We start from the raw sequence: 25,999 nt of genomic DNA, 5'->3' as shown, positions 1-25,999 counted from the left end.
GGGGTGCGGATGGTCAAGCGATCCTGGTTTTCCCGGCATCGTCCCTGCTCCGTTCGCCGCTCGTGTTGCTGGCTGGGATACTTGGAGAATGCAGCCGCGCAAGATCGTCATCCTCGGGTCCACAGGTTCCATCGGCACGCAAGCGATTGACGTCGTCGATGCTGCCCCGCACCGTTTTGAAGTGGTGGCACTCAGCGCAGGTGGAGGGAACCTGGAACTCATCGCCCGGCAGGCGGTCCATACCCGGGCGCAGGCTGTGGGCATTGCCCAGGGAGATCCATCGATCCTGCGGCAACTCATTGACGCGGCAGCCTCGGCCGCGGGGGTGCCGGATTTTGCGCCGGAAATCTTCACCGGCCCGGATGCCTCCACCCGGATCGCAGCCATTGAGTGCGACGTCGTCCTTAATGGCATCACCGGTTCCATTGGCCTGGCACCTACCTTGGCCGCGCTCAGCACCGGCGCAACGCTGGCGCTGGCCAACAAGGAGTCACTGATCGTAGGTGGCGCCCTGGTCAAGGCCGCCGCCCGGCCGGGACAGATAGTGCCCGTCGACTCCGAGCACTCCGCCATTGCCCAGTGCTTGCGGTCCGGGACCGAGCAGGAAGTGGAGAAACTGATCCTGACCGCGTCCGGCGGTCCGTTCCGCGGACGCACACGCGATCAGCTTCACGGGGTCACACCGCAGGAAGCGCTGGCCCACCCCACCTGGGACATGGGCCTGATGGTCACCACCAACTCCGCCAGCCTGGTCAACAAGGGCCTGGAAGTCATTGAGGCGCACTTGCTGTTCGATGTTCCCCTGGACAGGATCGAGGTGGTGGTCCACCCCCAGTCGGTGGTCCACTCCATGGTCCAGTTCGTCGACGGTTCCATCATTGCCCAGGCATCACCGCCGGACATGCGCCTGCCTATCGCGCTGGGGCTGGGCTGGCCGGATCGCGTCCCGCGTGCTGCCACGCCCTGCGACTGGACCAAGGCCACCAGCTGGACGTTCGAGCCCTTGGATACCGTGGCATTCCCTGCCGTGGACCTGGCCAAGGACGCCGCCAAGCAAGGCAGCACCTTCCCAGCGGTATTCAACGCCGCCAATGAGGAGGCCGTCCAGGCCTTCCACGCCGGGCGTATCCGCTTCACGGACATCGTGGATACCGTGGAGTCCGTCCTCAGTGAACATTCAGGCTCCTCCGAGCTAACGGTGGAGTCCGTGCTGGATGCTGAGAAGTGGGCACGCGCCCGCACCCTTGATCGTTTAGCCAGCAGCGCCCTGTAGCCCAGAACCCTTATGGAAGCAGTCCCACCGGCATGAGTCCCGTCCTTCTCTTCATTCTCGGAGTCGTCTTCGTCGCCATCGGCGTCGCCGTTTCCATCGCGCTGCACGAGGTAGGCCACCTGGTGCCGGCGAAGCTCTTCAAAGTCCGCGTCACCAAGTACATGATCGGTTTCGGTCCCACCCTATGGTCCAGGAAGAAGGGCGAGACGGAGTACGGATTCAAGGCCCTTCCACTGGGCGGATACGTCTCCATGATCGGCATGTACCCACCCAACAAGGTGGACGGCGCTGTCCGCCCTTCCAGCACGGGGATGTTCCAAACGCTGGCCACGGAAGCGCGCTCCATGGCGCACGAAGAAGTCGGGCCGGGGGACGAAAACCGCGTCTTCTACAAGTTGCCCGTGTGGAAAAAGATCATTGTCATGCTCGGTGGCCCCGCCATGAACATGATCATCGGGTTGATCCTGTTGGCCGTCCTGCTCATGGGCTTCGGCACGGCGCAGGCGACCACCACCATCGCGGACGTTTCCAAATGCCAGGTTGCCGCGGGCGAAACCGTGGACCCGGACTCAGCGGACTGCAAACCCACACCGGCAGCAGCCGCAGGACTGCAGCCGAACGACACCATCACGTCCTTTGACGGAAAGACCGTCACCAGTTGGGATGAACTGACGGGCTGGATCCGTGCCTCGGCAGGCAAGGATGTGGCCGTCACCGTGCAGCGCAACGGTTCCCCCGTGGAGACCACAGTAACCCCGGTACTCTCTTCCCGTCCCGTGATTGGCTCCGATGGACGCCAGGCGCAGGACGCCAACGGAGTCCTGCAATACCAGGAAGTCGGCTTCCTCGGAATCGGCGCCCAAAGCGCCTTGGTTCCCCAACCGGCGTCGGCCGTTCTCCCCATGGCGGGGGAGAACATCAAACAAATTTCAGGTGTGATCTTCAACCTGCCGGCCCGGGTAGCCGGGGTGGCGAAAGCAGCCTTCAGCGAGGAGCCCCGGGATCCGAACGGTCCCATCAGCGTAGTGGGCGTTGGCCGGGTCGCCGGCGAAGTCGCGGCTATGGAACAGGTGCCGATGCAGGCCCGCATCGGAACCCTGATCGGGCTGCTTGCAGGGCTGAACTTCGCGCTGGCCATTTTCAACCTCATCCCCTTGCTTCCCCTCGACGGCGGCCATGTGGCCGGAGCTTTGTATGAGGGTGCGCGGCGGCAAGTGGCCAGGTTGAGGGGCAAACCGGATCCGGGTTCGTTCGACATCGCGAAACTGTTGCCGCTGACCTACGTGGTGGCTGCGCTGCTGATGGCCATGGGTGCCCTGCTGATCTACGCGGACATCGTGAAACCCGTGAACATCTTCGGCTGAGCCAAGAACATTTTCGGCAGAGCATGAATATTTCAGGCGGAGCAGGCGGGATAGGCTAGCACCATGACTGTTTTCGCTGTTGAGTACGTATACGTCGCCGACTCCGGCGCCCTCCGCGACGAAGCCCGCCCCGCACACCGTGCCTGGTTGGGCGAACTGGCCGAGGAAGGCAAGCTCCTTGCCAGCGGCCCGTACGGTGACGGTGCCGGTGCCCTCCTGCTCTTCAAGTCCGCGGATGAAGCCGGGCTCAACGACCTCCTCAAGCAGGATCCGTTTGCCGAAGCAGGCGTGATTGCCGGCATCCGCACCACCGAATGGACCCCCAACATCGGGGTCCTGGCAGCCCACGCGTCCTAGCCGGGCGTCCTCCACCACAACGATCCACCCCAATCCAAGGAGTCCACGTGACCTCGGTCAGCCTGGGAATGCCAGCCGCCCCACCCCCCGTCCTTGCCCCGCGCCGTAAGACGCGGCAGATCAAGGTTGGGTCCGTTGGTGTCGGTTCTGATTCGCCCATCAGCGTTCAGTCCATGACCACGACGCCCACCACGGATATCAACGCCACTCTTCAACAGATTGCTGAACTGACGGCATCCGGCTGCGACATCGTGCGTGTTGCCTGTCCTTCGGCGGACGACGCCGAAGCGCTTCCCATCATCGCCCGCAAGTCCCAGATCCCCGTGATCGCCGATATCCACTTCCAGCCCAAGTACGTTTTCGCGGCCATTGAGGCCGGATGCGCGGCTGTTCGTGTGAACCCCGGCAACATCCGCAAATTCGATGACCAGGTCAAGGAAATCGCGGCAGCGGCAAGGGACCACGGCACGTCCATCCGGATCGGCGTCAATGCTGGTTCCCTGGAGCCGGGCATCATGAAGAAGTACGGCAAGGCAACGCCGGAAGCCCTGGTGGAATCCGCTGTGTGGGAAGCGTCCCTGTTCGAGGAACACGGCTTCCATGACTTCAAGATCTCCGTCAAGCACAACGACCCCGTCATCATGGTGGCCGCGTACGAGATGCTGGCAGAGAAGGGTGACTGGCCCTTGCACCTCGGCGTGACCGAAGCCGGGCCGGCATTCCAGGGCACCATCAAGTCGGCAACGGCTTTCGGTGCGCTCCTGTCCCGCGGCATCGGTGACACCATTCGTGTTTCGTTGTCGGCGCCGCCAGTGGAGGAAATCAAGGTGGGCAACCAGATCCTGCAGTCGCTGAACCTGCGCCCCCGCAAGCTGGAGATTGTCTCCTGCCCCTCCTGCGGCCGTGCGCAGGTTGATGTGTACACGCTGGCGGAGCAGGTAACGGCCGGGCTGGAAGGCATGGAGATTCCCCTGCGCGTGGCCGTCATGGGCTGCGTCGTCAACGGACCCGGTGAGGCCCGTGAAGCAGACCTCGGCGTGGCCTCCGGAAACGGCAAGGGCCAGATTTTCGTGAAGGGCGAAGTCATCAAGACTGTGCCTGAAAGCGAAATTGTTGAGACACTGATCGAAGAGGCCATGCGCATCGCCGAAGAGATGGGGGAGGCCGATGGCGAAGATGCTGTCAAGGGTAGCCCCGTGGTTAGCGTCTCGTAACGAGAACGGCTTGGGAGTCAGGGTGCTCGGCAAAGCCGACACCCTGGCTCTGCGCGCGCTGGCCAGCGAAGATGTGGTGGCCAACGTCTTCATCCTGGCCCACCTGGACAGCACAGGGACGGCTGCGCCCACCAGCGGTGGAGCCAGTATTTTTGGCGTGTTCCACGATCAAACACTCCTGGGTGCCTGCTGGGCCGGAGCCAACCTTGTTCCTGTGCAGCTGGATCCAGCCTTGGCAGGCTATGCAGCCACGGCGGCCCACCAAACGGGACGCCGCTACGCTTCCATTTTTGGCCCTGCCGACACCGTGCTGGCCCTCTACTCGCGCTTTGAACAACTGGGCCACGCGGCCCACGAAATAAGGTCCCGCCAACCCCTCCTGACCATCTCCGGAGGACCTGCCATCGGCGCCAATCCGGCCCTGACCTTTGGTGCCATGGAGGACTTCGACCGCATCCTTCCGGCCTGCGCGGCCATGTTCGAGGAAGAAGTTGGTTATTCCCCCTTCCTCGGAGGCCAGGAGTTCTACAGCAGGCGGGTGGCCGGCCTGATCCGGCAGGGGCATTCCCTGGTCCATATTGATGCCGGAGGCACGGTGGTCTTCAAAGCTGAACTTGGTGCTGTCACGGCGGACGTGACCCAGGTCCAGGGCGTGTGGATGAATCCGGAACTCCGGGGGCGCGGCCAGAGCGCCGGCTACATGGCCGCCGTCGTGAATCTATCAAAAACTTTTGCCCCGGTGACCAGCCTCTACGTCAACGACTACAACGCCAAAGCCCGCGCCACCTACGAACGGGTGGGCTTCGAGCAAGTGGGCACCTTCGCAACGGTCCTTTTTTAGCCTCCCGCCGGGAACTTGTAGTCTTGTCCCGGTTGGCGCACGCCAACCGTCACTCGAACTTCCTTGGGGAAAAAATGAAGAAGAATGCGCTGCGCGGTTTTGCCGTGTCAGGACTGTTGGTCATGGGCCTCACCGCGTGCGGCGGCGCCGGTACCTCCACGGATGCTGCATCAGCTCCTGCCAGTGAGACGCCGGCACCTGCGCCTGCCCAGGCAAAGCAGTACACCACTGAGGAGCTCACGGCTCTGGTGAAGCAGATCAAGGCTGCCGACGGGACGGAGCTGATGATTTCCTCCGTCGACGACCTCGCCGGCCAGCAGGATCCCCTCAAGGAGCTCCTGGGCTCCATGAACATCGAGCCGGCCGAGTGCAAGGACCTGGCCATGGCCGGTGCTTCGCAGCCGATCGAAGGTGCCACAGGCGCCAGCGGTGCAAAAATTGACGCTGCTTCCGGAGTCATTTCGAGCGTGACCCTTGCATCCGGCGTCTCCGAGGACGTGTTGGAGAACAACGTCAAGAGCAACGAAGACCAGATCACCACGTGCGCCACCATGACGATGTCCATGTCCGGCACCACCATGACCATGAAGACGGAAAAGTTTGACGGCATCGGTTCAGTACCCGGAACCCTGGGCATCAAGACCACCATGACCCTGCCGGACGGCCAGACACAGTCCACACTGATGGCCGCTGCCATCAAGGACGGCGTCCTCATCTCCGCCACGGCCTCGGGAAAGAACGCCGAAAACGGCGGCGCAGCAGCTGCCGGGGCACTCATGGACCAGGCCGCAGCACTGATTAAGTAGCTTAAGCAGCGTCAACGCTGCTGTCGTGCAGTATGCCGCCCAACCTTGAAAATGTGTTGGCTATCACATAGGTTCTACCCAAGCCGTGTCGTTGGGGTGCGGGTGGTATCGGGGGGACTCATGATCAGGACCTTGGCAGGCGTCGTTGGCGCCCACACCACCCGTGAGCTCGGCAGTGACCCATGCTTCCCAGCCGCAGATGATCCCGTTCCGCTGGAGGGAACGGTGATCTAGTCCCAGGACAGAGTCTGCGGCCGGCCGGCCGCTGAGCCACGCCATCGCAGGATGACCAGCCCGTCGGGGCCAGGGGCTTCCACACGCGACGGCGTGGCTCTTCTGTGTGTGGGCACCCGGTAGATTAGTAGACAGTTGTTTTTGCCACATCTGCCATAGAAACGGATACGTACCCGTGGTCCTTCGCCTTTCCCAGTTATTCCTGCGCACCCTGCGTGAAGATCCCGTTGACGCTGAGGTCGCCAGCCACAAGCTCCTGGTCCGCGCCGGCTACATCCGCCGCGCTGCACCCGGCATTTACACGTGGCTGCCGCTGGGACTGAGCGTCCTGCGCAAGGTCGAAGAGATCATCCGCCAGGAAATGTCGGCCATCGGCGCCCAGGAAGTCCACTTCCCGGCGCTGCTGCCCCGCGAGCCCTACGAGGCCACCAATCGCTGGACCGAATACGGCGAAGGCCTGTTCCGCCTCCAGGACCGTAAGGGCGCGGACTACCTCCTTGCCCCCACGCACGAGGAAATGTTCACGCTCCTGGTCAAGGACCTGTACTCCTCGTACAAGGACCTGCCGCTGAGCCTCTACCAGATCCAGAACAAGTACCGCGATGAAGCACGTCCGCGGGCGGGCCTCCTCCGTGGCCGTGAGTTCATCATGAAGGACTCCTACTCCTTCGACATTGACGACGCCGGTTTGGATGCCAGCTACGCCGCCCACCGCGCCGCATACCTGAAGATCTTTGAGCGCCTCGGCCTGGAAGTCATCCCTGTTGCCGCCACCGCTGGTGCCATGGGTGGTTCCAAGAGCGAGGAATTCCTGTTCCCCACCGAGATCGGCGAGGACACGTTCGTACGCTCGGCCGGTGGCTACTACGCCAACGTCGAAGCCGTGACCACTGTTGTCCCGGACGAGATCGATTTCAGCAACGCACCCGCCGCGCAGGTCCTGGACACCCCGAACACTCCCACCATTGATACTTTGGTGGCCGCAGCCAACCAGTTGGCTCCGCGCAGCGAGGCCGACGGCGGCGCCTGGACTGCCGCTGACACGCTCAAGAACGTTGTCCTTGCCGTGACGCTGCCCACGGGTGAGCGCCAGATCGTGGTGATCGGTGTCCCCGGTGACCGCGGAGTGGACCTCAAGCGCGTGGAAGCCAACATCGGTTCCCACCTGCCGATTGCCGGCGAGATCGGCCTCGAGGCTGCCAACGAAGAGGACCTCAAGAAGCTGGCGTGGCTGGTCAAGGGCTACATCGGCCCCGGCCTGTCCCTGGACCAGCCTGTGCTGGGCCTCGAGGGCTCGTCCAAGGTGCTCTTCCTGGTGGATCCCCGTGTCGTCTCCGGCACCAGCTGGGTCACGGGCGCCAACGCCGAAGGCAAGCATGTCTTCGGGCTGGTCGCCGGCCGCGACTTCACCTGGGATGGCGTCATTGAAAGCACCGAGGTGCGTGCAGGCGACCCCGCCCCGGACGGATCCGGTCCGCTGGAAACCGCCCGTGGCATCGAAATGGGCCACATCTTCCAGCTCGGCCGCAAGTATGCCGCGGCCTTGGACTTGAAGGTGCTGGACCAGAACGGCAAGCAGCAGGTTGTGACCATGGGCTCCTACGGCGTTGGTGTCACCCGCGCCGTGGCTGCCTTGGCTGAAGCAAACCATGACGACCGCGGTCTCGTGTGGCCGCGCTCCGTGGCACCGGCGGACGTCCACGTGGTGGCCGTCGGCCGTGGTGATGAGATCTTCGAGGCTGCTGAAAAGCTCTCCGTTGAGCTTGAAGCTGCCGGCCTGGACGTCATTTTCGACGACCGCCCGAAGGTTTCTCCCGGCGTGAAGTTCGGCGACGCCGAGCTGGTTGGCGTGCCCACCATCCTGGCCGTTGGCCGGGGACTTGTAGAGGGCGTCGTTGAAATCAAGGATCGTCGCAGCGGCGAAGCCGAGAACGTTGCGGTGGACAAGGCCGTGGATTACGTGGTCAACGCTGTACGAAACCGGTGATTTCCGGCTTCGAATCAATCCAGCTCACCACTCTCATCCTGATTGTGGTGGCTGGATTCGCCGCCGGCTGGGTGGACGCTGTAGTAGGGGGCGGGGGACTGATCCAGCTCCCCGCCCTGCTGCTGGTTCCCGGCATCACGCCGGTGCAGGCCTTGGCCACCAACAAAATGGGGTCCATTTTCGGCACCACCACCAGTGCCGTCACGTACTACCGGCGCGTGGGACCCGATCTCAAGACGGCTGTGCCCATGGCGGTCATCGCGTTGGCGGGGAGCTTCGGCGGGGCCATCCTGGCCGCTTCGCTGCCGGCCAGCGTGTTCAAGCCGATCATCGTGGTGGCGTTGATCGCCGTCGCCATTTTCACTGCCCTGCGCCCCCGGGCCGGAGAGCTGACCGCCCTCCGCCACGACGGCCACAAGCACTACGTGGTGGCGTGCCTCATTGGCGCCGTGATTGGCTTCTACGACGGCCTGATCGGCCCCGGCACCGGATCTTTCCTGGTGATCGCGCTTGTTTCGGCCATGGGTTATGCCTTCCTCGAAGCCAGTGCCAAGGCGAAGATCGTCAATATGGCCACCAACGCGGGAGCCTTGATCTTCTTCCTTCCGCACGGCTCACTGATGTGGGGCGTGGGGCTGGTCCTCGGGCTGGCCAACATGGCCGGCGGCTATCTGGGCGCCCGCACCGCGGTGGCCAGGGGCAGCGGTTTTGTGCGCATTGTGTTCCTGATTGTTGTTGCGGCGTTGATCATCAAGCTCGGCATTGACGTCTGGAATGAGAACTTCGCTGCCTGATTCCCACGCAGGCGTCAGATAAAACTGCCGCTGGCATTGGCCAGCGACTTCAAACCGCGGACGACGGCGTGCGGCACCAGTGCGCTGGACGCCGGGTTTCCGGGGGAGGCCTCGTTGGTGACGCAGATATCGAACGTACCCAGGCTGGTCTCCGCCACCACGTGATGAGCCGTATGCCGGGCGCCCGGATCTGCGATGAGCACGGCCTCCACCACGTCCCAGTTGCCGGCTGCCAAGGCAAGCGCGGACACCACGTTGGTGGATTTGGGGAAGGCCTTGATCAACTCCCCGGGGCCGCCCCGCAGAAGCTCCACGGGCAGGGTCGCTGTGAGCAGCCGTTCCTTGGTTTCCCCGTCCATCCACGGCTGCACCAAGGAGGCGGGCAGTTTCCGGGACTCCAGGGTGATGCGGTGAATGGTGCCGCCGGCGCCGGCCGCTGTGATCGCGTCCAGTCCGCCCAGCGCACCGGTGGTCAGGAACGTCCGGCCTGGACCGTCGTCGAGCAGTTTTGTCCGCAGTGACTCCTCGCACAAGGCGCCTATCGAGGTGACCAGCAGGTCCCTGCCTGCCGCTACGGTACGGGGGCCGAATTCCGCGACGGCGGCAACGCCGGCGCACTCCACCACCACATCGGCCACCTCCAGTGCCTCTTCGAAGCTGAACCCTGTCCCGGCGTTGCCGTGCGGCACAACTCCGGCAAGCCTGACGCCCGGGACAGTCCCGGCGTCGAGCAGTTCCACGATCCTCGAGCCGATGGCCCCGGACCCGATCAGGGCAACGGTGAGTGTCATGGCCTACTGCGCAGTCGCGCCGGGATCAGGGAGCTCATGGGCCCGTGGAAGGTCATCAAGTGTCCGGCCCGCAAGGGTGCTGGCAACCCACAAAGAACGCGCAAAGTCTCCGCCGTGACCCGGAGTTCCCGCGTACCCCAGGGCATTGTCCACCTCACGGGCAACGCTCCATTGCCGGGCAGCCTCGGGATCGAGCCCGGCAGCGACGCTGAAGTCGTGGCAACGCTCCCGCAACGCTGCCTCCGGGGCCGTTCGGGAGAGGTCGTGGATCCGGTTCCACAAAACCGGCGCCACGGCGAACTCGGCCTCACCAATCTGTGGTTGCGGGTCGATGGCCAGGTAGTCGCCACGCAGCTGCCGGTTGCCACTGGGGACAGCAAGGATGTTCATGAAGTGGAGGTCCGTGTGAACCAGGACATCCGTCCCGGAGCGGCGTCCCACGGCGCCACGCGTCTGGCAGACTTCCAATGCCGCTTCCAGCAGCCACCTGGGAAACGGCCGGTCCAGGCGTTCCCACTCCGCCGGCAGCTCATCGCTCCATCGCTCGGCTGTTGCCGCAACGTGGTCCAAGGCCCGCCACTCCAGACGCTCGTCAGGTTCGATGGAGAGCTGGCGGAGGATGGTGCCCCAGGAGTCCCTCGCGTGATCCATGGAGGCATCCTGGAGCCAGTGGGAGGCCTCCAGCCGTTCAAGGAGCATGGTGCAACTGGGAGCATCCGCTTCCAGCAGGCGGACCGCGCCGTGACCATCCCACAGTGCCAGGGCGTGGCGTTCCACTTGGGCTTCATCGTGCGGGAATGCGATCTTCAGGGCTGCTGGGATGCCGTTCTGGAGGACGGGGACCACCAGTGCTCCATGGCCGTTCCATGGTTCGGTGCCGGGTGCCAGGTCAACGGAGAGCTGCCACCGTTCCAGGGCATCGGAGATAACTCCCGGAAGGCTGGCCAGCCAGTCGCGTCCCGCGGAGTCGCGGTTGTACCGGGCGTGGAGGTCGCCCGGAATGGGAATCATCGCGTGAAGGGTCACGCGATCAGCCTAACTCTGAGGGAAGCCGCGGCCCCTAGAAAACGCCGCTGGCCCCCAAGAGCGTTCCGATGGAGAATGTGGCAGCCAGGGCCAACGCGCCGCCCAGCACCACCCGGAAGGCCGCACGGAACCGGGAAGCGCCGCCGATCCAGGCGCCAACAGCTCCCGTGATCGCCAAGGCAAGCAGTACCGCCATGAAGGTCAGCGGTACCCGAAGTTCCGGGGGAGGCAGGAGGATGGCCAACAGGGGCAGTATGGCACCCAAGGTGAACGCCACGGCGGATGCCAACGCCGCGTTCCATGGGCTCACAATGTCGTCCTCATGGATGTTCAGTTCCGCAGAGAGATGGGCGGCCAGGGCATCGTGTTCCGTGAGCTCCTCGGCAACCGTCCGTGCGGTCTTGGCACTGAGTCCCTTGGACTCGTAGATGGCCGCCAGCTCGTTGAGTTCGTCCTCTGGTTGCTGGGCCAGTTCCAGGCGTTCCTTCTCGATCAGCGCCTTCTGGGTGTCGCTCTGGCTGCTGACGGAGACATATTCACCCAAGGCCATGGAAATGGCGCCACCCACCAGGCCCGCGGTGCCGGCGGCAAGAATGCTGCCGGTGCTGGTGGTGGCACCTGCCACGCCCACCACGATCGCAGCAACGGACACGATGCCGTCATTGGCGCCCAGGACCCCGGCCCGCAACCAGTTCAACCGGTGGGCCAGGTCATCCCTGTGGGGTTCGTTCTCGTGCACGGTGGCAGTGTCCGGGGAAACCATAGTCCAAGCCAAGCACCGGGGGAGGGTCTTGACCAGCATGGTGAGGCTGGCCTATCCGGCGGGGGAAGGGGTGGAGCCGGACGTGGTGGTCACTGTACCCGTCGCTGAAGCGGGCGTCGGCAGCGGCGGCAACTCCCCGGCGTCGAGCGTCAGACCGGGCAGGGCAGGCACGTCCGCGCCCCACGCCTGGCTCCGGCGGGCAGCGGCCAGGAGGCCGTCCACCGCCCATGCGCGGGTCTCGCCCGTGGACAGGGCAACCAAGTCCCCCAACACCGGAAGAGCCGACGATTCCAGGGCGGCCAGGGCAGCGGCGGGGTCCTGCGCGAACTGTCCCGGAAGACGGTAGCCGGCTTCGCTGGCAGGTATGTCCCCGCAGTTGGCCCGGGTCAGCGCCTCCACTTGCTGGAGCAGCAGTTCGTGGGTTGCAAGGCCCTTGGCCGCGGTGCCGGCGGCCTCAGTGTCCAGTCGTTTGAGCGCCACCTGGTACGCGTAGACGGCTTCCTGATGTGTGCGGACCGTAGCTGCCAAGGCTGCGTCTGTGGTGGCGGACGTTGGCTCGGGCGTGGGGCTGACCGAGGGGCACGGTGCCGTCGACGGTGTGCCGGCGGGCATTTTGGTCTTGGAAGCGGCGGCATCGTTCGGGGCCGGCAACTGCCAGGCACCAGCCAGCTTTTCGGCTTCCAGCACTTGGGCGGATCCCACCGCGGCGAGGAGCCGGGCCATGCCGCCGTCTGCCTCATTGGCGTCTGCCAGGCGCTGGGTTCCGCTCGCGGACAAAGCGGCAACAAAGGCTGCACGCGTGGTGGTGTCCGCTGCGCCGGCAGGGGGCGCGGAGGCGGAGGGCGCCACTTCCGACGGAACCAGGAGGGCGCGGGCCTGCGTTGTCAGCAAAGTCACAGCGTCCTGGAGGGCAGGCTGTGCTGCGCCTTGGCCGGCAGCCGAGGACAGGGCCCCAGCCGATCCGCGAAGCTGGAGCGTGTCTTCCAGCGCCCTGGCGCGGGCCGTTTCGGAGAAGGGGACGGGCGGGGGAGTGGCGGAATCACGCGGAATAAGCACTATTCCGGTGCCTGCGACGAGCAATGCCACCACGGCAACCAGCAGGACCCGGCCCCAGGGTGGTGTTCGTCGTTTTTCGCTTGTCTGCCCGCTCACAACAGACCATGGTGTCACGTGGGTGGCAAAGTCCGTGCACCATGTTCCCGGGAAAATCGTTAGGCTAGTAGTCACAACAACATCTATCGGGAGGCGGCGGGCAACGTGAGTGACTCGGAAGCCACGACTTCAACACACCGTTCTGAATCCAACTCAACGGCCACCATCCACAACCCGGAAGAGAGCAGGCTTAAGGCGCTGCTTGAACCGGCCGTCCTTGCCAGCAGGCTCTACCTCGAGGATGTTTCCATCCACGTTGCCGGTTCACACCGCACGGTCCACGTCGTCGTGGACCTGCCGCAGGAGGAAACCGGCGGTGTCAGCCTTGACGCCATCGCCGAGGTCTCACGCGGGCTGTCCGATATTCTGGACAACGACCCCCATGACGACGGACGCCCGTATGACCTTGAGGTTTCTTCGCCGGGCGTCAGCCGCCCTTTGACCGAACCGCGCCACTGGCACCGGGCCCGCGGACGCATGGTCCGGGTCAACGTGATCCAGGGGGACAATCTCTTGGGCCGCATTGCCTCGGTGGAGGATGACGGCGTGACGCTGATCCCCGAGCACGAGGTCAAGAAGGGCATGAAGCCCAAGCAAGGCGACCCCATCACTATTCCTTTCGACAGGATCCGCCAAGGAAGAGTCGAGATTGAATTCAGCCACCTCCACGAGGCTGCGCTGGCAGACGAGCACAACGGACCTTCTGAGGAGGCCTAATGGATATTGACATGAGCGCACTGAGACTACTGGAGCGTGAGCGTGAAATCCCGCTGGATCTCCTGATTCCCACCATCGAGCAAGCGCTGTTGGTGGCGTACCACAAGACGCCCGGCGCCTTCGAGAAGGCCCGCGCAGAGTTGGACCGCAAGAGCGGCCACGTGACCATCTGGGCCACCGAAATTGACGACGACGGCGAGCCCATCGGCGAGTTCGAGGACACGCCGGCCGGCTTCGGCCGCATCGCAGCCAGCACGGCCCGCCAGATCATCCTCCAGCGTCTTCGCGACGTGGAGGATGACAACGTGCTGGGCGAGTTCAAGGGCCGTGAAGGCGAACTTGTTGCCGGCATGATCCAGCAGGGCAACAACCCCCACATGATTCAGGTCAACCTGGGGGCCGTAGAGGCACTGCTGCCGCCGCCCGAGCAGGTTCCCGGTGAGAAGTACCTCCACGGAAGCCGCCTGCGTGCTTTCGTGGTGGATGTACACCGTGGCGCAAAAGGTCCTTCCATCACGTTGTCCCGTTCGCACCCCGGACTGGTCCGCAAGCTGTTCGAAATGGAAGTTCCGGAAATCGCCGACCACTCCGTGGAGATCGTCGCGCTTGCCCGGGAAGCAGGCCACCGCACCAAGATTGCCGTCAAGGCCAACACCCCCGGCATCAATGCCAAGGGTGCCTGCATCGGTGAAATGGGTTCGCGCGTCCGGGCTGTCATGACTGAACTGAACGACGAAAAGATCGACATCGTCGACTTCAGTGACGACCCGGCAACCTTCATTGCCAACTCACTGTCGCCCTCGAGGGTGAATTCCGTCACAATCACGGACGAGTCAACCCGCTCGGCCCGCGTGGTGGTTCCCGATTACCAGCTTTCGCTGGCCATCGGCAAGGAAGGCCAGAATGCCCGGCTCGCAGCAAAGCTGACTGGCTGGCGGATCGATATCGTCTCCGACGCCGCTCCGGCCAAGGTCGACTAGCGGTTCAACCGGCGGCTGATGCCGCCGGTTCCGCGCCGCGCTTGCGGCGCCCCTGGTTTCGGGAGTGCGGGGCCGGGGGGCTAGACTAGATGGAACCGGGCTTACGTCCGGTATCCGCGCGCTTTGGCGTGCCTCAGCTGCGTGTGCAGGACCGGGGCCCGTCGGGCGCCAGTAACGTAAGGCAGGTTGGACACGTCGTGGCTGAACTGCTTGAACACGGCCACGGGCCTGTTCGCACGTGCATCGGATGCCGGAAGCAAGGCTCCCGGTCCGAGCTTGTCCGGCTGGTCGCCCAAGGCAGCGGTTCGTCCGCCGTCCTGGTGGATGTCCGCCGCCGGATGGCCGGCAGGGGTGCGTGGCTGCACCCCAGCGAAAAGTGCTTGGCATTGGCGATCAAGCGGCGCGCTTTCGGAAGGGCCCTTGCGGGCGCTGCCGAAACGGACGCCGTCGAACGTTACCTGATGCAGGGCACGCCACTTGTGGAGGCCCCGGCCGTCACAGGAAAACCGTCCAAACCTGAAAGCGGGTCAGAAAACTGATGGAAACCCGATGAGTTCCCAGCGATGAGTGCGTAACGATGACAACTTTGTTGCGCTCTGCAATGGGCCTTTCATTCGCGCAAGCGGCGAAGGCCCGCAGTAAGAAGTAGACGGTTCGTGCCTGGCTCGGTGCGGACCGAGACAGGAGAAATGTGGCCAAGGTCCGCGTACATGAGCTCGCCAAAGAGCTCGGTATTACTTCCAAAGATGCAGTAACCAAACTGCAGGAATTGGGCGAATTCGTTCGCTCCGCCTCGTCAACAATCGAGGCCCCCGTCGTGAAGAAGCTTCGCGACGCCTACCCGGGTGCCGGCGCTGCCAAGGCCGCCGCTCCCGCTGCAGCCCCCAAAGCACCCGCAGCATCCCGTCCGGCGGCTCCGGCTCCGGGCCCCGCAGCACCGAAGGCTCCGGCCCCGGCACCTGCAGCCCCCGCTCCGGCAGCCCCGGCTCCGGCAGCACCTGCGGCCCCCGCAGCTTCGGCTCCGGCAGCACCTGCTGCTCCCGCCGCGTCCACTCCGGTTTCGGCCAAGCCCGGCGCCCGTCCTGCTCCCAAGGCAGAGACTCCGGCTCCAGCACGTCAAGGTGGCCAGGCTCCCCGTCCCGGCGGTCCCCGTCCGGGCAACAACCCGTTTGCTACCTCCCAGGGCATGCCCCGGGGCCGTGGTGGCGACGGAGATCGTCCGCCGCGTCCGGGTAACAACCCGTTCGCTCCGTCCCAGGGCATGCCCCGTGGCGAACGCCGCAACGACGGCGAACGGCCCGGTGGTCCCCGTCCCGCTGCCGGCGCAGGCGGTCCCCGTCCTGCCGCAGGCACCGGTGGTCCCCGTCCGGGCGCTCCGCGTCCGGGTGCACCCCGTCCGGGCGCTCCGCGTCCCGCTGGCGGTCCCGGTGCCGGAAACCGTCCTACTCCGGGCATGATGCCCAACCGCACTGAGCGTCCGGCTCCCGGTGGCGCAGGCCGTCCGGGTGGCGCAGGCCGTCCCGGTGGCGGCCCCGGTCGTCCCGGTGGCGCACCTGGTGCAGGTACCGGTGGCGGCGCTCCCGCCGGCGGTGGCTTCGGCAAGGGTGGCCGCGGTCGCGGTGGCACCCAGGGTGCCTTCGGCAAGGGCGGCGCCGGTCGTGGCAAGCAGCGCAAGTCGAAGCGTGCAAAGCGCCAGGAACTGGAGCAGATGAGTGCTCCGTCGCTGGGCGGCGTATCGGTACCCCGCGGTGATGGCGAGACCATCATCCGCCTGCGTCGCGGCTCGTCCATTACGGACTTTGCCGAGAAGATCGATGCGAACCCCGCATCACTGGTGACCGTGCTCTTCCACCTCGGTGAAATGGCAACGGCTACGCAGTCCCTCGACGAAGACACCTTTGGCCTGCTTGGCGCCGAACTTGGCTACAAGCTCCAGGTGGTTTCCCCTGAAGATGAAGAGCGCGAGCTGCTGGATCAGTTCGACATCAACATCCAGGATGAACTCGACGCCGAAGGCGACGACGTTCTTGAGGCCCGCGCGCCGGTTGTCACCGTCATGGGTCACGTTGACCACGGTAAGACCCGCCTGTTGGATGCCATCCGCAACTCAAACGTTGTGGCCGGCGAGCACGGTGGCATCACCCAGCACATCGGTGCCTACCAGATCAGCCACGTCCACGAGGGCACTGCCCGCGACATCACCTTCATTGACACCCCCGGTCACGAGGCCTTCACGGCCATGCGTGCACGTGGTGCCAAGGTCACCGATATCGCGATCCTGGTTGTCGCAGCCGACGACGGCGTTATGCCGCAGACGGTCGAAGCGCTCAACCACGCCCAGGCGGCCAATGTGCCGATCGTCGTCGCGGTGAACAAGATCGACAAGGAAGGCGCCAACCCTGACAAGGTCAAGGGCCAGCTGACCGAGTACGGCTTGGTTCCGGAAGAATACGGTGGCGACACCATGTTCGTTGAGGTTTCTGCCCGCCAGAACCTCAACATCGACGAACTGATCGACGCCGTCCTGCTGACGGCCGATGCCGCACTGGATCTGCGCGCCAACCCGGACAAGGACGCTCGAGGCATTGCCATCGAAGCGAACCTCGACAAGGGCCGTGGTGCTGTTGCAACCGTCCTGGTCCAGTCCGGTACCTTGGCCGTGGGCGACACGATCGTGGCCGGTACGGCTCACGGCCGCGTCCGCGCCATGTTCGACGAGAACGGCGAGGCACTCGATGTCGCACTGCCGTCCCGTCCGGTCCAGGTCCTCGGCCTGTCCAACGTGCCGCGTGCAGGTGACACCTTCCTGGTGACCCCGGACGAGCGTACGGCCCGCCAGATCGCTGAGAAGCGTGAAGCTGCCGACCGCAACGCCGCACTGGCCAAGCGTCGCAAGCGCATCAGCCTGGAAGACTTCGACCAGGCCGTTGCCGAAGGCAAGATCGACACCCTCAACCTCATCCTCAAGGGTGACGTGTCCGGTGCTGTGGAAGCCCTCGAAGACGCCTTGCTCAAGATCGACGTCGGAGACGACGACGTTCAGCTCCGTGTCATCCACCGCGGTGTGGGTGCCATCACGCAGAACGACGTCAACCTCGCCACGGTGGACAACGCCATCATCATCGGCTTCAACGTCAAGCCGGCCGAGCGCGTTGCTGAACTTGCTGACCGTGAAGGCGTGGACATGCGCTTCTACTCGGTCATCTACGCAGCAATCGATGACATTGAGATGGCTCTCAAGGGCATGCTCAAGCCGGAGTACGAAGAAGTCCAGCTCGGTACTGCCGAGGTCCGCGAAGTCTTCCGTTCCTCCAAGTTCGGCAACATCGCAGGCTCGATCGTCCGCACGGGCATCATCCGCCGTAACACCAAGGCACGTGTCAGCCGCGACGGCAAGGTCATCGGTGACAACCTCACCGTTGAGACGCTCAAGCGCTTCAAGGATGACGCCACCGAAGTCCGTACCGACTTCGAGTGTGGTATCGGTCTTGGCTCCTTCAACGACATCACTGAAGGCGACATCATCGAGACCTTCGAAATGCGCGAAAAGCCGCGCGTCTAGGTTCCGTTTGGAACGGGTCCGTCGGGTAGCCCCGGCGGACCCGTTCCGTCCCCGTTTCTACTTTCCAGGAGGAAGTCATGGCTGATCCCGCACGCGCTGCCAAGCTGGCACAGCGGATTAAGGTCGTCGTCGCTGAGGCCCTCGGTCGTCGGGTCAAAGATCCGCGCGTCGAGTCCATCACGGTCACCGACGCCCGCGTCACCAACGACCTTCAGCACGCCACCATCTACTACACCGTCTTCGGTGACGAGGTAGCCCACGCTGATGCTGCCCGCGCCTTGGAGAAGGCCAAGGGTGTGCTTCGGCAGGAAGTTGGCCGCAACATCACCGTCCGGCTGACCCCGACACTCGAGTTTGTTGCGGACCAGATTCCGGTCAACGCCTCGAACCTTGAGGAGTTGCTGCGCGAAGCCAAGCGTCGCGATGCCGAGGTAGCCGCTTTGGCTGCCAGTGCCAAGCACGCCGGCGAGGCCGACCCCTACAAGGGCGATGCCCCTGAGGACATCGACGAGGACGACTTCGACGAAGAGGACACTGACCTCTCCGGAGATAAAGAACCCGACGAAGACGCCAACCGCTAAAACCTCAGCGTTTTTGTACAGCTAATGCCCCTAAGACTGCGTTTTAGGGGCATTAGCTGTACTCAAACTCGTTAGGATCAGTGCATGTCGGCGCACACTGCTCAGCAACGTGATGAATACCTGAACCGTGCCATCCACCTGGCGGTGCAGAACGTTTCCGACGGCGGCGGTCCCTTCGGCGCCGTCGTGGTCACCCCGGACGGAACTGTCCATGAGGGTGTCAACCGGGTCACCCGTGACCATGACCCCACGGCCCATGCGGAAGTCGTGGCGATCCGCCGGGCCGCTTCCGCAACGCAACGGTTCGACCTCAGTGGATCGGTTCTCTACGCCAGTTGTGAGCCGTGCCCCTTGTGTTTATCGGCCGCGCTGTGGGCCAGGATCGGCCATGTCTACTTCGCGGCGGACAGGCATGGTGCCGCCCGGGCCGGATTTGATGACGCCGTGTTCTACGAATATTTCGCTGGTGCCAGGCCTGGGTTGCTGCCGGTAGAGCACGCTGAGTTGCCCGCGTCAGGTGACCCCTTCGACGCCTGGCTGAACCACTCCCGCCGGACTGCCTACTGAGGCCGGGGCGCCTGCCGAAGCGCCCACTCCCTGATGTCCCCGGCAACTAGACTCTGGCCGGGAGTCGGCTGACGCCGTCGAGCAGGTCCTGTTGCCCACCGCAGAGGGCAATCCTGATCCATCCCTCACCGATTGAGCCGAACGCCGTTCCCGGCGCGAAGGACACTCCGGCGTCAGCCAGGAACTTTCGCACCCACGTGCGGACATCGCCATCGGTGACATGGGAGACGTCGGCCCACAAGTAGAACGCACCCTGTGCTCCCAGATAGGGAATTCCCTTCCCCGACAGCACCGCCGAGGCCGCATCCCGGTTGCTCCGGTAGTGGTCGCGGGCGTGGGAAACATAGTCCTGGGGGCCTGTGAGTGCGGCCAGCGCGGCGTATTGGGAGGGCGACGCGACGCAGGACACGATCGACTCCATGACGTTGTTCATCTTCTGTTCCAGTCCTGGCGGGCAGACCAAGGCACCGATGCGCAGGCCCGTGAGGCCGTAAGTCTTGGACAGCGTCAGGGAGGTAAACACCCGGGCTTCACCGGGAACGTCGCTGTCGTAGCGCGCCGGGCTGACATGGGGGACATCGAACGTGAAGGCTTCATAGCATTCGTCCGAAATAATCCAGAGGTCGTGGCGGACCGCCAGCTCCACCAGCTGCCGCGTGGCTTCTTCGCTGATGACCGCGCCCAGAGGATTGGACGGAGAGTTCAGCATGATGACGCGCGTCCGTGGCGTGATGAGTGCTTCGATGTCCTCGATGTGGGGCTGGAAGTCGTTCTCTGGATACAGCGGGTACTCGACTGGAACTGCGTGCAGGAGACGGCTTGTCATGGCGAATGTCGGGTAGCCGGGATTGGGGATCAGGATCTCGTCGCCGGGAGCCAGCAGGAGGCTCATCGCGAAGTGCAGGCCCTGCTGCGCGCCGTCCACCACATAGACCCGCTCCGCGCCGATTTGCACGTGCTGCTGCGCGCGGAAGCGCGCTGCGAAGGCTTCACGGAGCGCGGGAATCCCGGCGTTCGGTGTGTAATTGGTCTCATCCCGGTCCAGGCAGGCAATGCCGGCGTCCAAGACGTGCCGCGGCAGTGCAAAGCCCGGCTCGCCGATGCTGAGCACGATCGCTCCGGGGGTAGCCCAGGCGGCTTCAGTGATTTCGCGGATCTGGTTCACGGGGACGTCGCGGACATGTGCGGCAAGCTCAGGCATGGGAGCCATCCTAGCCACCCATATACTGGTAAGCGTGCTTTCTGGACTGGTAATCGTTGACAAACCGCAGGGATGGACCAGCCATGATGTGGTTGGCCGGATGCGGCGGCTGGCTGGTACCCGGAAAGTGGGGCATGCGGGAACGCTGGATCCCATGGCCACCGGCGTGCTGGTGCTCGGCATCAACAAGGCTACGCGCCTGTTGACCTACATTGTGGGCACTTCCAAGACCTACACCGCCACCATCAGGTTGGGCGAGACCACCATCACCGATGATGCCGAGGGCGAGGTCACCGAAACCCGCACCGCCGCGGAGGTCACCGATGACGCCATCGCCGCCGGGGTGGCCGCGCTGACAGGACCCATCCAGCAGGTTCCCAGCAGCGTCAGTGCCATCAAAGTCAACGGCGAACGTTCCTACGCCCGCGTCCGTTCCGGCGAGGAAGTCAAGCTCGCCGCACGCCCGGTCACCATCCATCGTTTCGATGTCCACGCCATCACAAGGGTCGACGGCGGCAGGGTAGTTGACGTTGACGTCACCGTGGAATGTTCTTCGGGCACATACATCAGGGCGTTGGCCCGCGACCTCGGCAATGGCCTGGGCGTTGGTGGCCACCTTACTGCCCTGCGCAGGACCCAGGTTGGTCCGTACAGCCTTGACCAGGCCCGCACCTTGGAAGAGCAGGCAGAAGAACTCAACGTGCTGGAGATGTCCCTGGCGGCCAGGGCCCTGATGCCCAACCGGGAGCTCAGTGAGGAAGAAACCACCGAGATCTCCTTCGGCCGCCGTATTGCTGCCGGCCCCGGAGCAGGGACGCCCTCGGCCGCTACGGCTGAGAACCCCGCAGCTGCGTTCTCGCCGACGGGGGAGCTGGTTGCACTGCTGGCCGATGCCGGCAGCTTCGCGAAACCGGTGTTGGTTTTCGCTCCGGGAACAGGGCCCGGAACCGGGCAGGCGCAGTAACCATGGACGGATACTTCTATGCCATCCTGATCGTCGGATTGGTGTCCACCATCATGTGCCTCGTGGCAGGCCTGATGAAGAAAGCACCCGACGATCCCACCATCTTCTCCGTGCTCGCCGTTGAGCTGGTCCTCCTGGTGTATTTGGTCGGTTCGATCGTCCGGGTGGCCATGGGCGAGCAGATTGCCGGTGAGGCCTGGGAGTTCTGGGGCTACCTGGTGACGGCCCTGATGATCCCGTTGGGTGCTGTTTACTGGGCCATCCTTGAACGAACCCGCTGGAGCAACTTCGTCCTGGCTGCAGTGGGCGTTACCGTGCTCGTCATGGGTGCCCGCATGAACCAGATCTGGTACTGACCTTGAAGGAAGAACACGACGTGACTGGAACCGAGACCAACCCGGCAAACCCGCAGCAGAAGGACACCCGCAACACTGGTCCGGGCCGCCTGCTGATCGCGGTCTACGCAGTCTTCGCATTGTCGGCAACGGCACGTGCGGGCTACCAGATCGCCACCAAGTTTGCCGAAGCTCCCTTGGCGCACATCCTTTCGGCCTTCGCCGCCGTCGTGTACATCGTGGCCACCATTTCGTTGGCCAAGCCTGGCCGCACGTGGTTCAAGGTTTCCCTCGCCGCCGTGCTGACGGAGCTTGTGGGCGTGCTGGTGGTGGGGGCCATCAGCCTCTTCGATCCCGTCGCCTTCCCGCATGACACCGTCTGGTCGCTGTTCGGACGCGGTTACGGATTCGTCCCCCTGGTCCTGCCGATCCTCGGACTCCTGTGGCTCAACAAACGCAGGCCGTCCTGAGCCAGCTGCCCTGACGGGTAACCTTAGAATGTTCCGGCGCCGGAAGGTTGCCGGGCGGAACGAATATCTGCAGTAAAAGGCGAGGTTGATGGTCCACATCTGGAACGATCCCACTGAAGTCCCCAAGGACTTCGGAGCTACTGTCGTCACCATCGGAAACTTTGACGGTGTCCATCGCGGACATCAGCATGTCCTGGCGCAACTGACTGATACCGCCAAGCGGCACAACATCCCGTCGGTAGCAGTGACCTTTGATCCGCATCCCGCCCTGGTCCACAGGCCGGATTCTGCCCCGGAACTGATCATGGGGCTCCAGGACAAGCTGGATGCCTTGGCGGACACCGGCGTCGATGCCGTGCTGGTCATGAAGTACACCCTGGATCTGGCGGCCATGACGCCGCTGGAGTTTGTGCGCGGGATCCTCCTGGACGGACTGCACGCCGCGCACCTGGTGGTGGGGCATGACCTCCGTTTCGGTGCCGGCAATGCCGGTGATGTCGTCACCATGCAGGAGCTGGGCGACCAGCTCGGTTTCAGTGTTCAGGTGGTCAATGAGTACGGCGCGGGAGGCTTCCCGGTCCACGACGACGGCGATGCAGACCGCCGCTGTTCCTCCACCTGGGTGCGGGAAGCGTTGTCCGAGGGAGACGTAGTGACTGCCGCCGCAGTGTTGGGGCGCCCTCACCGCATGCGCGGGGAAGTTGTCCATGGCGCTGCCCGTGGCCGTGACCTCGGATTCCCCACTGCCAACCTTTCCCACGATTCCACCGGCTATGTTCCTGCGGACGGAATTTATGCCGGCTGGTTGATCGACCAGTCCGGAACCCGGTGGCCTGCTGCCATATCCGTGGGTTCCAACCCCACGTTCGATGGCGTCAGCCGTCAGGTGGAAGCCCATGTGATCGATCGTCCCGAGGAAAATGTGGAGGACTTCGACCTCTACGGCCAAACCGTAGCCGTTGAATTCACCCAGCGTCTTCGGGGCATGGTGGCGTACCGGGGACCCGAGGCATTGGTCGAGCAAATGTGCCTGGATGTCGCCCAGGCGCACGAGCTCCTGGGCCGGAGCTAGGCGCATTTCGACAACACTGCCGGCCTGCCGGTAAACTGGTCAGTGGATCCGGCTGCAGTCCGTGGCGGCTGGACCTGTTTTTGTGTGCGGCGACGCACCAAAGGCAACCCGTCAGCGAGGCGCTGCACCGGGAGGCACGGCACAACTCTAGGAGTTCACGTGGCACTTGAAGCCGCTGTAAAGCAGTCCATCATCAAGGAATACGCAACCTCTGAAGGCGACACCGGTTCGCCCGAGGTGCAGGTTGCAGTCCTGACCCAGCGGATCAAGGATCTGACTGAGCACATGAAGGAGCACAAGCACGACTTCCACACCCAGCGCGGTCTGCTGGCCATGGTTGGTCGTCGCAAGCGCATGCTTTCCTACCTGAAGAACACCGACATTGCCCGCTACCGTGCGCTCATCGAGCGCCTCGGCCTGCGTCGCTAGTCTGACTTTGGGGGCGGCCCGGTCCCTCGTGGAACGGGCCGTCTTCTTCACCAACAACTAAAAACAGGAATCAACCGCATCGCGCATTCGCGGTCCTCGGTAGTGATTCCCGGGAACAATCGGCGACGATTGCCCCGTGGATCTCGATCGATGACCGGGTGTCGTACAGGCCAGGAATAAAGAAGAGGCCTGGGTTGATGCGGCGGACTTCCGCTAACAGAAACGGAGGTGACTCTCTATGGAGGGTCCCGAAATCCAGTTCTCCGAAGCCATTATCGACAACGGTCGTTTCGGCAAGCGCGTCATTCGCTTCGAAACCGGCCGCCTTGCCAAGCAGGCAGCCGGCGCTTCGATGGTCTACATCGACGAAGACACCGCATTGCTTTCCGCAACCACCGCAGGCAAGCAGCCGCGCGAAGGTTTCGACTTCTTCCCGCTGACGGTTGATGTTGAAGAGCGCATGTACGCTGCCGGCCGTATCCCGGGCTCGTTCTTCCGCCGCGAAGGCCGCCCGTCCACCGAGGCCATCCTGGCCTGCCGCCTCATGGACCGTCCCCTGCGCCCCGCGTTCGTCAAGGGCCTGCGCAACGAGGTCCAGATCGTGGTCACCGTCCTGGCGATCAACCCCGATGAGCTCTACGACGTCGTCGCCATCAACGCGTCCTCGATGTCCACCCAGCTTTCCGGCCTCCCGTTCTCCGGCCCGATCGGTGGCGTCCGCGTCGCCCTCATCGCCGACGAACAGGGTTCGCAGTGGGTTGCTTTCCCCAAGCACTCCCAGCTTGAGAACGCCGTCTTCAACATGGTTGTAGCCGGCCGCATCACGGGTGACGACGTCGCCATCATGATGGTTGAAGCCGAAGCCACAGACAACTCCTGGAACCTCATCAAGGAACAGGGCGCCACGGCTCCCACCGAAGAGGTTGTCTCCGAGGGCCTCGAGGCTGCAAAGCCGTTCATCAAGGCACTCTGTGAAGCACAGGCGGACCTGGCTGCACGCGCTGCCAAGCCCACCGTCGAGTTCCCCGTGTTCCTGGACTACCAGGACGATGTTTACGCCGCTGTTGAAGCTGCAGCTGCCGACAAACTGGCTGCTGTCTTCCAGATCGCTGACAAGCAGGACCGCGATACCGCCTCCGACGAGCTCAAGGACGAAGTCCTGGGCGCGCTTGCCGGTAACTTCGAAGGCCGCGAGAAGGAACTCTCCGCAGCTTTCCGCTCTGTCACCAAGCAGGTTGTGCGCCAGCGCATCCTCAAGGACCAGATCCGCATCGACGGCCGTGGCCTGACGGACATCCGCCAGCTCACCGCCGAGGTAGAGGTTCTTCCCCGCGTCCACGGTTCGGCCATCTTCGAGCGCGGCGAGACCCAGATCATGGGTGTCACCACGCTGAACATGCTCAAGATGGAGCAGCAGATCGACTCGTTGTCGCCGGTAACGCGCAAGCGCTACATGCACAACTACAACTTCCCGCCGTACTCCACCGGTGAGACCGGCCGCGTCGGTTCCCCGAAGCGCCGCGAAATCGGCCACGGTGCTCTTGCAGAGCGCGCCCTGGTTCCGGTTCTGCCGACGCGTGAAGAGTTCCCGTACGCCATCCGCCAGGTATCCGAGGCCCTCAGCTCCAACGGCTCGACGTCCATGGGCTCGGTCTGTGCTTCGACGCTTTCCATGCTCAACGCCGGTGTGCCGTTGAAGGCAGCAGTTGCCGGTATCGCCATGGGCCTGGTTTCCGACCAGGTTGACGGCCAGACCCGCTACGCAGCGCTGACTGACATCCTCGGCGCCGAAGACGCTTTCGGCGACATGGACTTCAAGGTTGCCGGTACGTCCGAGTTCGTCACGGCCATCCAGCTGGACACCAAGCTCGACGGCATCCCCGCTTCCGTGCTGGCAGCGGCACTGAAGCAGGCCCGCGAAGCCCGCCTCCACATCCTCGAGGTCATCAACACAGCGATCGACACCCCGGATGAGCTCTCCGAGTTCGCTCCGCGCGTCATCGCCGTGAAGATCCCCGTGGACAAGATCGGCGAGGTCATTGGCCCCAAGGGCAAGATGATCAACCAGATCCAGGAAGACACGGGCGCGGACATCTCCATCGAAGATGACGGCACGGTCTACATCGGCGCTACCAACGGTCCGTCTGCAGATGCAGCACGTTCCGCCATCAACGCCATCGCCAACCCGCAGGTCCCGGAAATCGGTGAGCGCTACCTGGGTACGGTCGTCAAGACCACCACCTTCGGCGCCTTCGTTTCCTTGACCCCGGGCAAGGACGGCCTGCTGCACATCTCCGAGCTCCGCAAGCTCGCCAACGGCAAGCGCGTGGACAACGTTGATGACGTAGTCTCCGTGGGTCAGAAGGTCCAGGTCGAGATCACCAAGATCGACGACCGCGGCAAGCTTTCCCTCTCCCCGGTTGTCGCCGAGGAAGACGGCGCAGCTGCCGGGGACGCTCCGGCTGAGGCCGCTGAAGAGTCCGCAGAGTAGTCTGTAAGCAGTACACCCGGCGGGGCCG

26 protein-coding genes are annotated in these 25,999 nt (G+C 64.1%); 20 read left to right on the top strand and 6 right to left on the bottom strand.

The annotated features are described in order from the left end of the window. Positions 1 to 88: 88 nt before the first annotated feature. The 8 genes from dxr (at position 89) to ACIQLI_RS20760 (ending at position 8,870) form a co-directional block, all read left to right on the top strand. Positions 89 to 1,273: a 1-deoxy-D-xylulose-5-phosphate reductoisomerase gene (dxr, locus tag ACIQLI_RS20795; RefSeq protein WP_354232336.1), complete on the top strand. Its 1,185-nt coding sequence runs from the start codon at positions 89 to 91 to the stop codon at positions 1,271 to 1,273. Between the two features lie 32 nt (positions 1,274 to 1,305). Beyond that, positions 1,306 to 2,637, top strand: coding sequence for a site-2 protease family protein (locus ACIQLI_RS20790; RefSeq protein ID WP_354232338.1), 1,332 nt, complete (start codon positions 1,306 to 1,308; stop codon positions 2,635 to 2,637). 63 nt (positions 2,638 to 2,700) lie between these two features. Further along, positions 2,701 to 2,994: a YciI family protein gene (locus ACIQLI_RS20785; protein ID WP_354232340.1), complete on the top strand. Its 294-nt coding sequence runs from the start codon at positions 2,701 to 2,703 to the stop codon at positions 2,992 to 2,994. A 47-nt stretch (positions 2,995 to 3,041) separates the two neighbouring features. Then, the gene (gene ispG, locus ACIQLI_RS20780; RefSeq protein ID WP_011774258.1) at positions 3,042 to 4,208 is read left to right on the top strand and encodes a flavodoxin-dependent (E)-4-hydroxy-3-methylbut-2-enyl-diphosphate synthase; all 1,167 of its coding nucleotides are present in this window, start codon (positions 3,042 to 3,044) and stop codon (positions 4,206 to 4,208) included. Beyond that, a complete protein-coding gene (locus ACIQLI_RS20775; protein WP_354232482.1) occupies positions 4,171 to 5,049 on the top strand; it encodes a GNAT family N-acetyltransferase in 879 nt (292 codons plus the stop codon). Before ispG ends, ACIQLI_RS20775 begins: the two co-directional genes overlap by 38 nt. 74 nt (positions 5,050 to 5,123) lie before the next feature. Beyond that, entirely contained in the window at positions 5,124 to 5,855 is a 732-nt protein-coding gene (locus ACIQLI_RS20770) for a hypothetical protein (protein ID WP_400391953.1), read from the top strand. Positions 5,856 to 6,264: 409 nt separating this feature from the next. Then, positions 6,265 to 8,076: a proline--tRNA ligase gene (locus ACIQLI_RS20765; protein ID WP_400391950.1), complete on the top strand. Its 1,812-nt coding sequence runs from the start codon at positions 6,265 to 6,267 to the stop codon at positions 8,074 to 8,076. Continuing rightward, positions 8,073 to 8,870, top strand: a complete 798-nt coding sequence (locus ACIQLI_RS20760; RefSeq protein WP_400391947.1) for a sulfite exporter TauE/SafE family protein — start codon at positions 8,073 to 8,075, stop codon at positions 8,868 to 8,870. The genes ACIQLI_RS20765 and ACIQLI_RS20760 overlap by 4 nt, the downstream gene beginning before the upstream one ends. 14 nt (positions 8,871 to 8,884) lie before the next feature. Here the strand turns inward: ACIQLI_RS20760 and ACIQLI_RS20755 are convergent, their stop codons facing one another. The 4 genes from ACIQLI_RS20755 to ACIQLI_RS20740 are packed head-to-tail and all read right to left on the bottom strand — an operon-like array spanning position 8,885 to position 12,602. After that, positions 8,885 to 9,661 carry an aspartate dehydrogenase domain-containing protein gene (locus tag ACIQLI_RS20755; RefSeq protein ID WP_400391945.1) on the bottom strand — a complete coding sequence of 259 codons (777 nt, stop codon included), beginning with the start codon at positions 9,659 to 9,661 and terminating at the stop codon, positions 8,885 to 8,887. Positions 9,662 to 9,664: 3 nt separating this feature from the next. After that, on the bottom strand, positions 9,665 to 10,687 hold the full coding sequence (locus ACIQLI_RS20750) for an aminoglycoside phosphotransferase family protein (protein WP_400391942.1): 1,023 nt from the start codon (positions 10,685 to 10,687) through the stop codon (positions 9,665 to 9,667). 34 nt (positions 10,688 to 10,721) lie between these two features. Continuing rightward, positions 10,722 to 11,450, bottom strand: a complete 729-nt coding sequence (locus tag ACIQLI_RS20745) for a VIT family protein (protein WP_400391939.1) — start codon at positions 11,448 to 11,450, stop codon at positions 10,722 to 10,724. Between the two features lie 51 nt (positions 11,451 to 11,501). Next, positions 11,502 to 12,602: a DUF4439 domain-containing protein gene (locus ACIQLI_RS20740; protein WP_400391936.1), complete on the bottom strand. Its 1,101-nt coding sequence runs from the start codon at positions 12,600 to 12,602 to the stop codon at positions 11,502 to 11,504. Between the two features lie 105 nt (positions 12,603 to 12,707). Here ACIQLI_RS20740 and rimP point away from each other — a divergent pair, with 105 nt between their 5' ends. Together rimP and nusA are read left to right on the top strand one after the other, a co-directional pair. After that, complete coding sequence (gene rimP / locus ACIQLI_RS20735) at positions 12,708 to 13,319, top strand: ribosome maturation factor RimP (RefSeq protein ID WP_400391933.1); 612 nt, start codon at positions 12,708 to 12,710, stop codon at positions 13,317 to 13,319. After that, on the top strand, positions 13,319 to 14,299 hold the full coding sequence (gene nusA, locus ACIQLI_RS20730) for a transcription termination factor NusA (protein ID WP_089594374.1): 981 nt from the start codon (positions 13,319 to 13,321) through the stop codon (positions 14,297 to 14,299). Before rimP ends, nusA begins: the two co-directional genes overlap by 1 nt. A 101-nt stretch (positions 14,300 to 14,400) precedes the next feature. Here nusA and ACIQLI_RS20725 read toward each other — a convergent pair whose 3' ends face one another. Then, positions 14,401 to 14,664: a hypothetical protein gene (locus ACIQLI_RS20725; protein WP_400392002.1), complete on the bottom strand. Its 264-nt coding sequence runs from the start codon at positions 14,662 to 14,664 to the stop codon at positions 14,401 to 14,403. Between ACIQLI_RS20725 and ACIQLI_RS20720 the strand changes: the two genes are divergently transcribed. The 4 genes from ACIQLI_RS20720 (at position 14,584) to ACIQLI_RS20705 (ending at position 19,009) form a co-directional block, all read left to right on the top strand. Then, positions 14,584 to 14,838 carry a YlxR family protein gene (locus tag ACIQLI_RS20720; RefSeq protein WP_354232484.1) on the top strand — a complete coding sequence of 85 codons (255 nt, stop codon included), beginning with the start codon at positions 14,584 to 14,586 and terminating at the stop codon, positions 14,836 to 14,838. The genes ACIQLI_RS20725 and ACIQLI_RS20720 overlap by 81 nt on opposite strands. A gap of 152 nt (positions 14,839 to 14,990) precedes the next feature. After that, positions 14,991 to 17,861, top strand: a complete 2,871-nt coding sequence (gene infB / locus ACIQLI_RS20715) for a translation initiation factor IF-2 (RefSeq protein ID WP_354232364.1) — start codon at positions 14,991 to 14,993, stop codon at positions 17,859 to 17,861. Between the two features lie 77 nt (positions 17,862 to 17,938). After that, complete coding sequence (rbfA, locus tag ACIQLI_RS20710) at positions 17,939 to 18,442, top strand: 30S ribosome-binding factor RbfA (protein WP_400391929.1); 504 nt, start codon at positions 17,939 to 17,941, stop codon at positions 18,440 to 18,442. 84 nt (positions 18,443 to 18,526) lie between these two features. Then, positions 18,527 to 19,009 (top strand): nucleoside deaminase, encoded by a 483-nt coding sequence (locus tag ACIQLI_RS20705; protein WP_400391926.1) that lies wholly within the window; start codon positions 18,527 to 18,529, stop codon positions 19,007 to 19,009. Positions 19,010 to 19,055: 46 nt separating this feature from the next. On the opposite strand, the gene ACIQLI_RS20700 is transcribed toward ACIQLI_RS20705, so the two are convergent. Continuing rightward, entirely contained in the window at positions 19,056 to 20,210 is a 1,155-nt protein-coding gene (locus tag ACIQLI_RS20700) for a pyridoxal phosphate-dependent aminotransferase (RefSeq protein WP_400391923.1), read from the bottom strand. Between the two features lie 34 nt (positions 20,211 to 20,244). Here ACIQLI_RS20700 and truB point away from each other — a divergent pair, with 34 nt between their 5' ends. The 6 genes from truB (at position 20,245) to ACIQLI_RS20670 (ending at position 25,971) form a co-directional block, all read left to right on the top strand. Then, positions 20,245 to 21,174 carry a tRNA pseudouridine(55) synthase TruB gene (gene truB / locus ACIQLI_RS20695; protein WP_400391920.1) on the top strand — a complete coding sequence of 310 codons (930 nt, stop codon included), beginning with the start codon at positions 20,245 to 20,247 and terminating at the stop codon, positions 21,172 to 21,174. A gap of 2 nt (positions 21,175 to 21,176) precedes the next feature. Then, positions 21,177 to 21,530, top strand: a complete 354-nt coding sequence (locus ACIQLI_RS20690) for a hypothetical protein (protein WP_400391917.1) — start codon at positions 21,177 to 21,179, stop codon at positions 21,528 to 21,530. Between the two features lie 2 nt (positions 21,531 to 21,532). Continuing rightward, on the top strand, positions 21,533 to 21,979 hold the full coding sequence (locus ACIQLI_RS20685) for a hypothetical protein (RefSeq protein ID WP_089594380.1): 447 nt from the start codon (positions 21,533 to 21,535) through the stop codon (positions 21,977 to 21,979). 88 nt (positions 21,980 to 22,067) lie between these two features. Continuing rightward, positions 22,068 to 23,051 carry a bifunctional riboflavin kinase/FAD synthetase gene (locus tag ACIQLI_RS20680; protein ID WP_400391914.1) on the top strand — a complete coding sequence of 328 codons (984 nt, stop codon included), beginning with the start codon at positions 22,068 to 22,070 and terminating at the stop codon, positions 23,049 to 23,051. Positions 23,052 to 23,210: 159 nt separating this feature from the next. Continuing rightward, on the top strand, positions 23,211 to 23,480 hold the full coding sequence (rpsO, locus tag ACIQLI_RS20675; RefSeq protein WP_089594382.1) for a 30S ribosomal protein S15: 270 nt from the start codon (positions 23,211 to 23,213) through the stop codon (positions 23,478 to 23,480). A 238-nt stretch (positions 23,481 to 23,718) separates the two neighbouring features. Next, the gene (locus ACIQLI_RS20670) at positions 23,719 to 25,971 is read left to right on the top strand and encodes a polyribonucleotide nucleotidyltransferase (RefSeq protein ID WP_400391910.1); all 2,253 of its coding nucleotides are present in this window, start codon (positions 23,719 to 23,721) and stop codon (positions 25,969 to 25,971) included. Positions 25,972 to 25,999: the final 28 nt, after the last annotated feature.

It is taken from the genome of Paenarthrobacter sp. NPDC091669, assembly GCF_044756725.1.
In the GTDB taxonomy this organism is placed as follows: domain Bacteria; phylum Actinomycetota; class Actinomycetes; order Actinomycetales; family Micrococcaceae; genus Arthrobacter; species Arthrobacter bambusae_C.
Note: the sequence above shows the minus strand (reverse complement) of the source record. Positions and strands in the feature narration are given on the sequence as shown.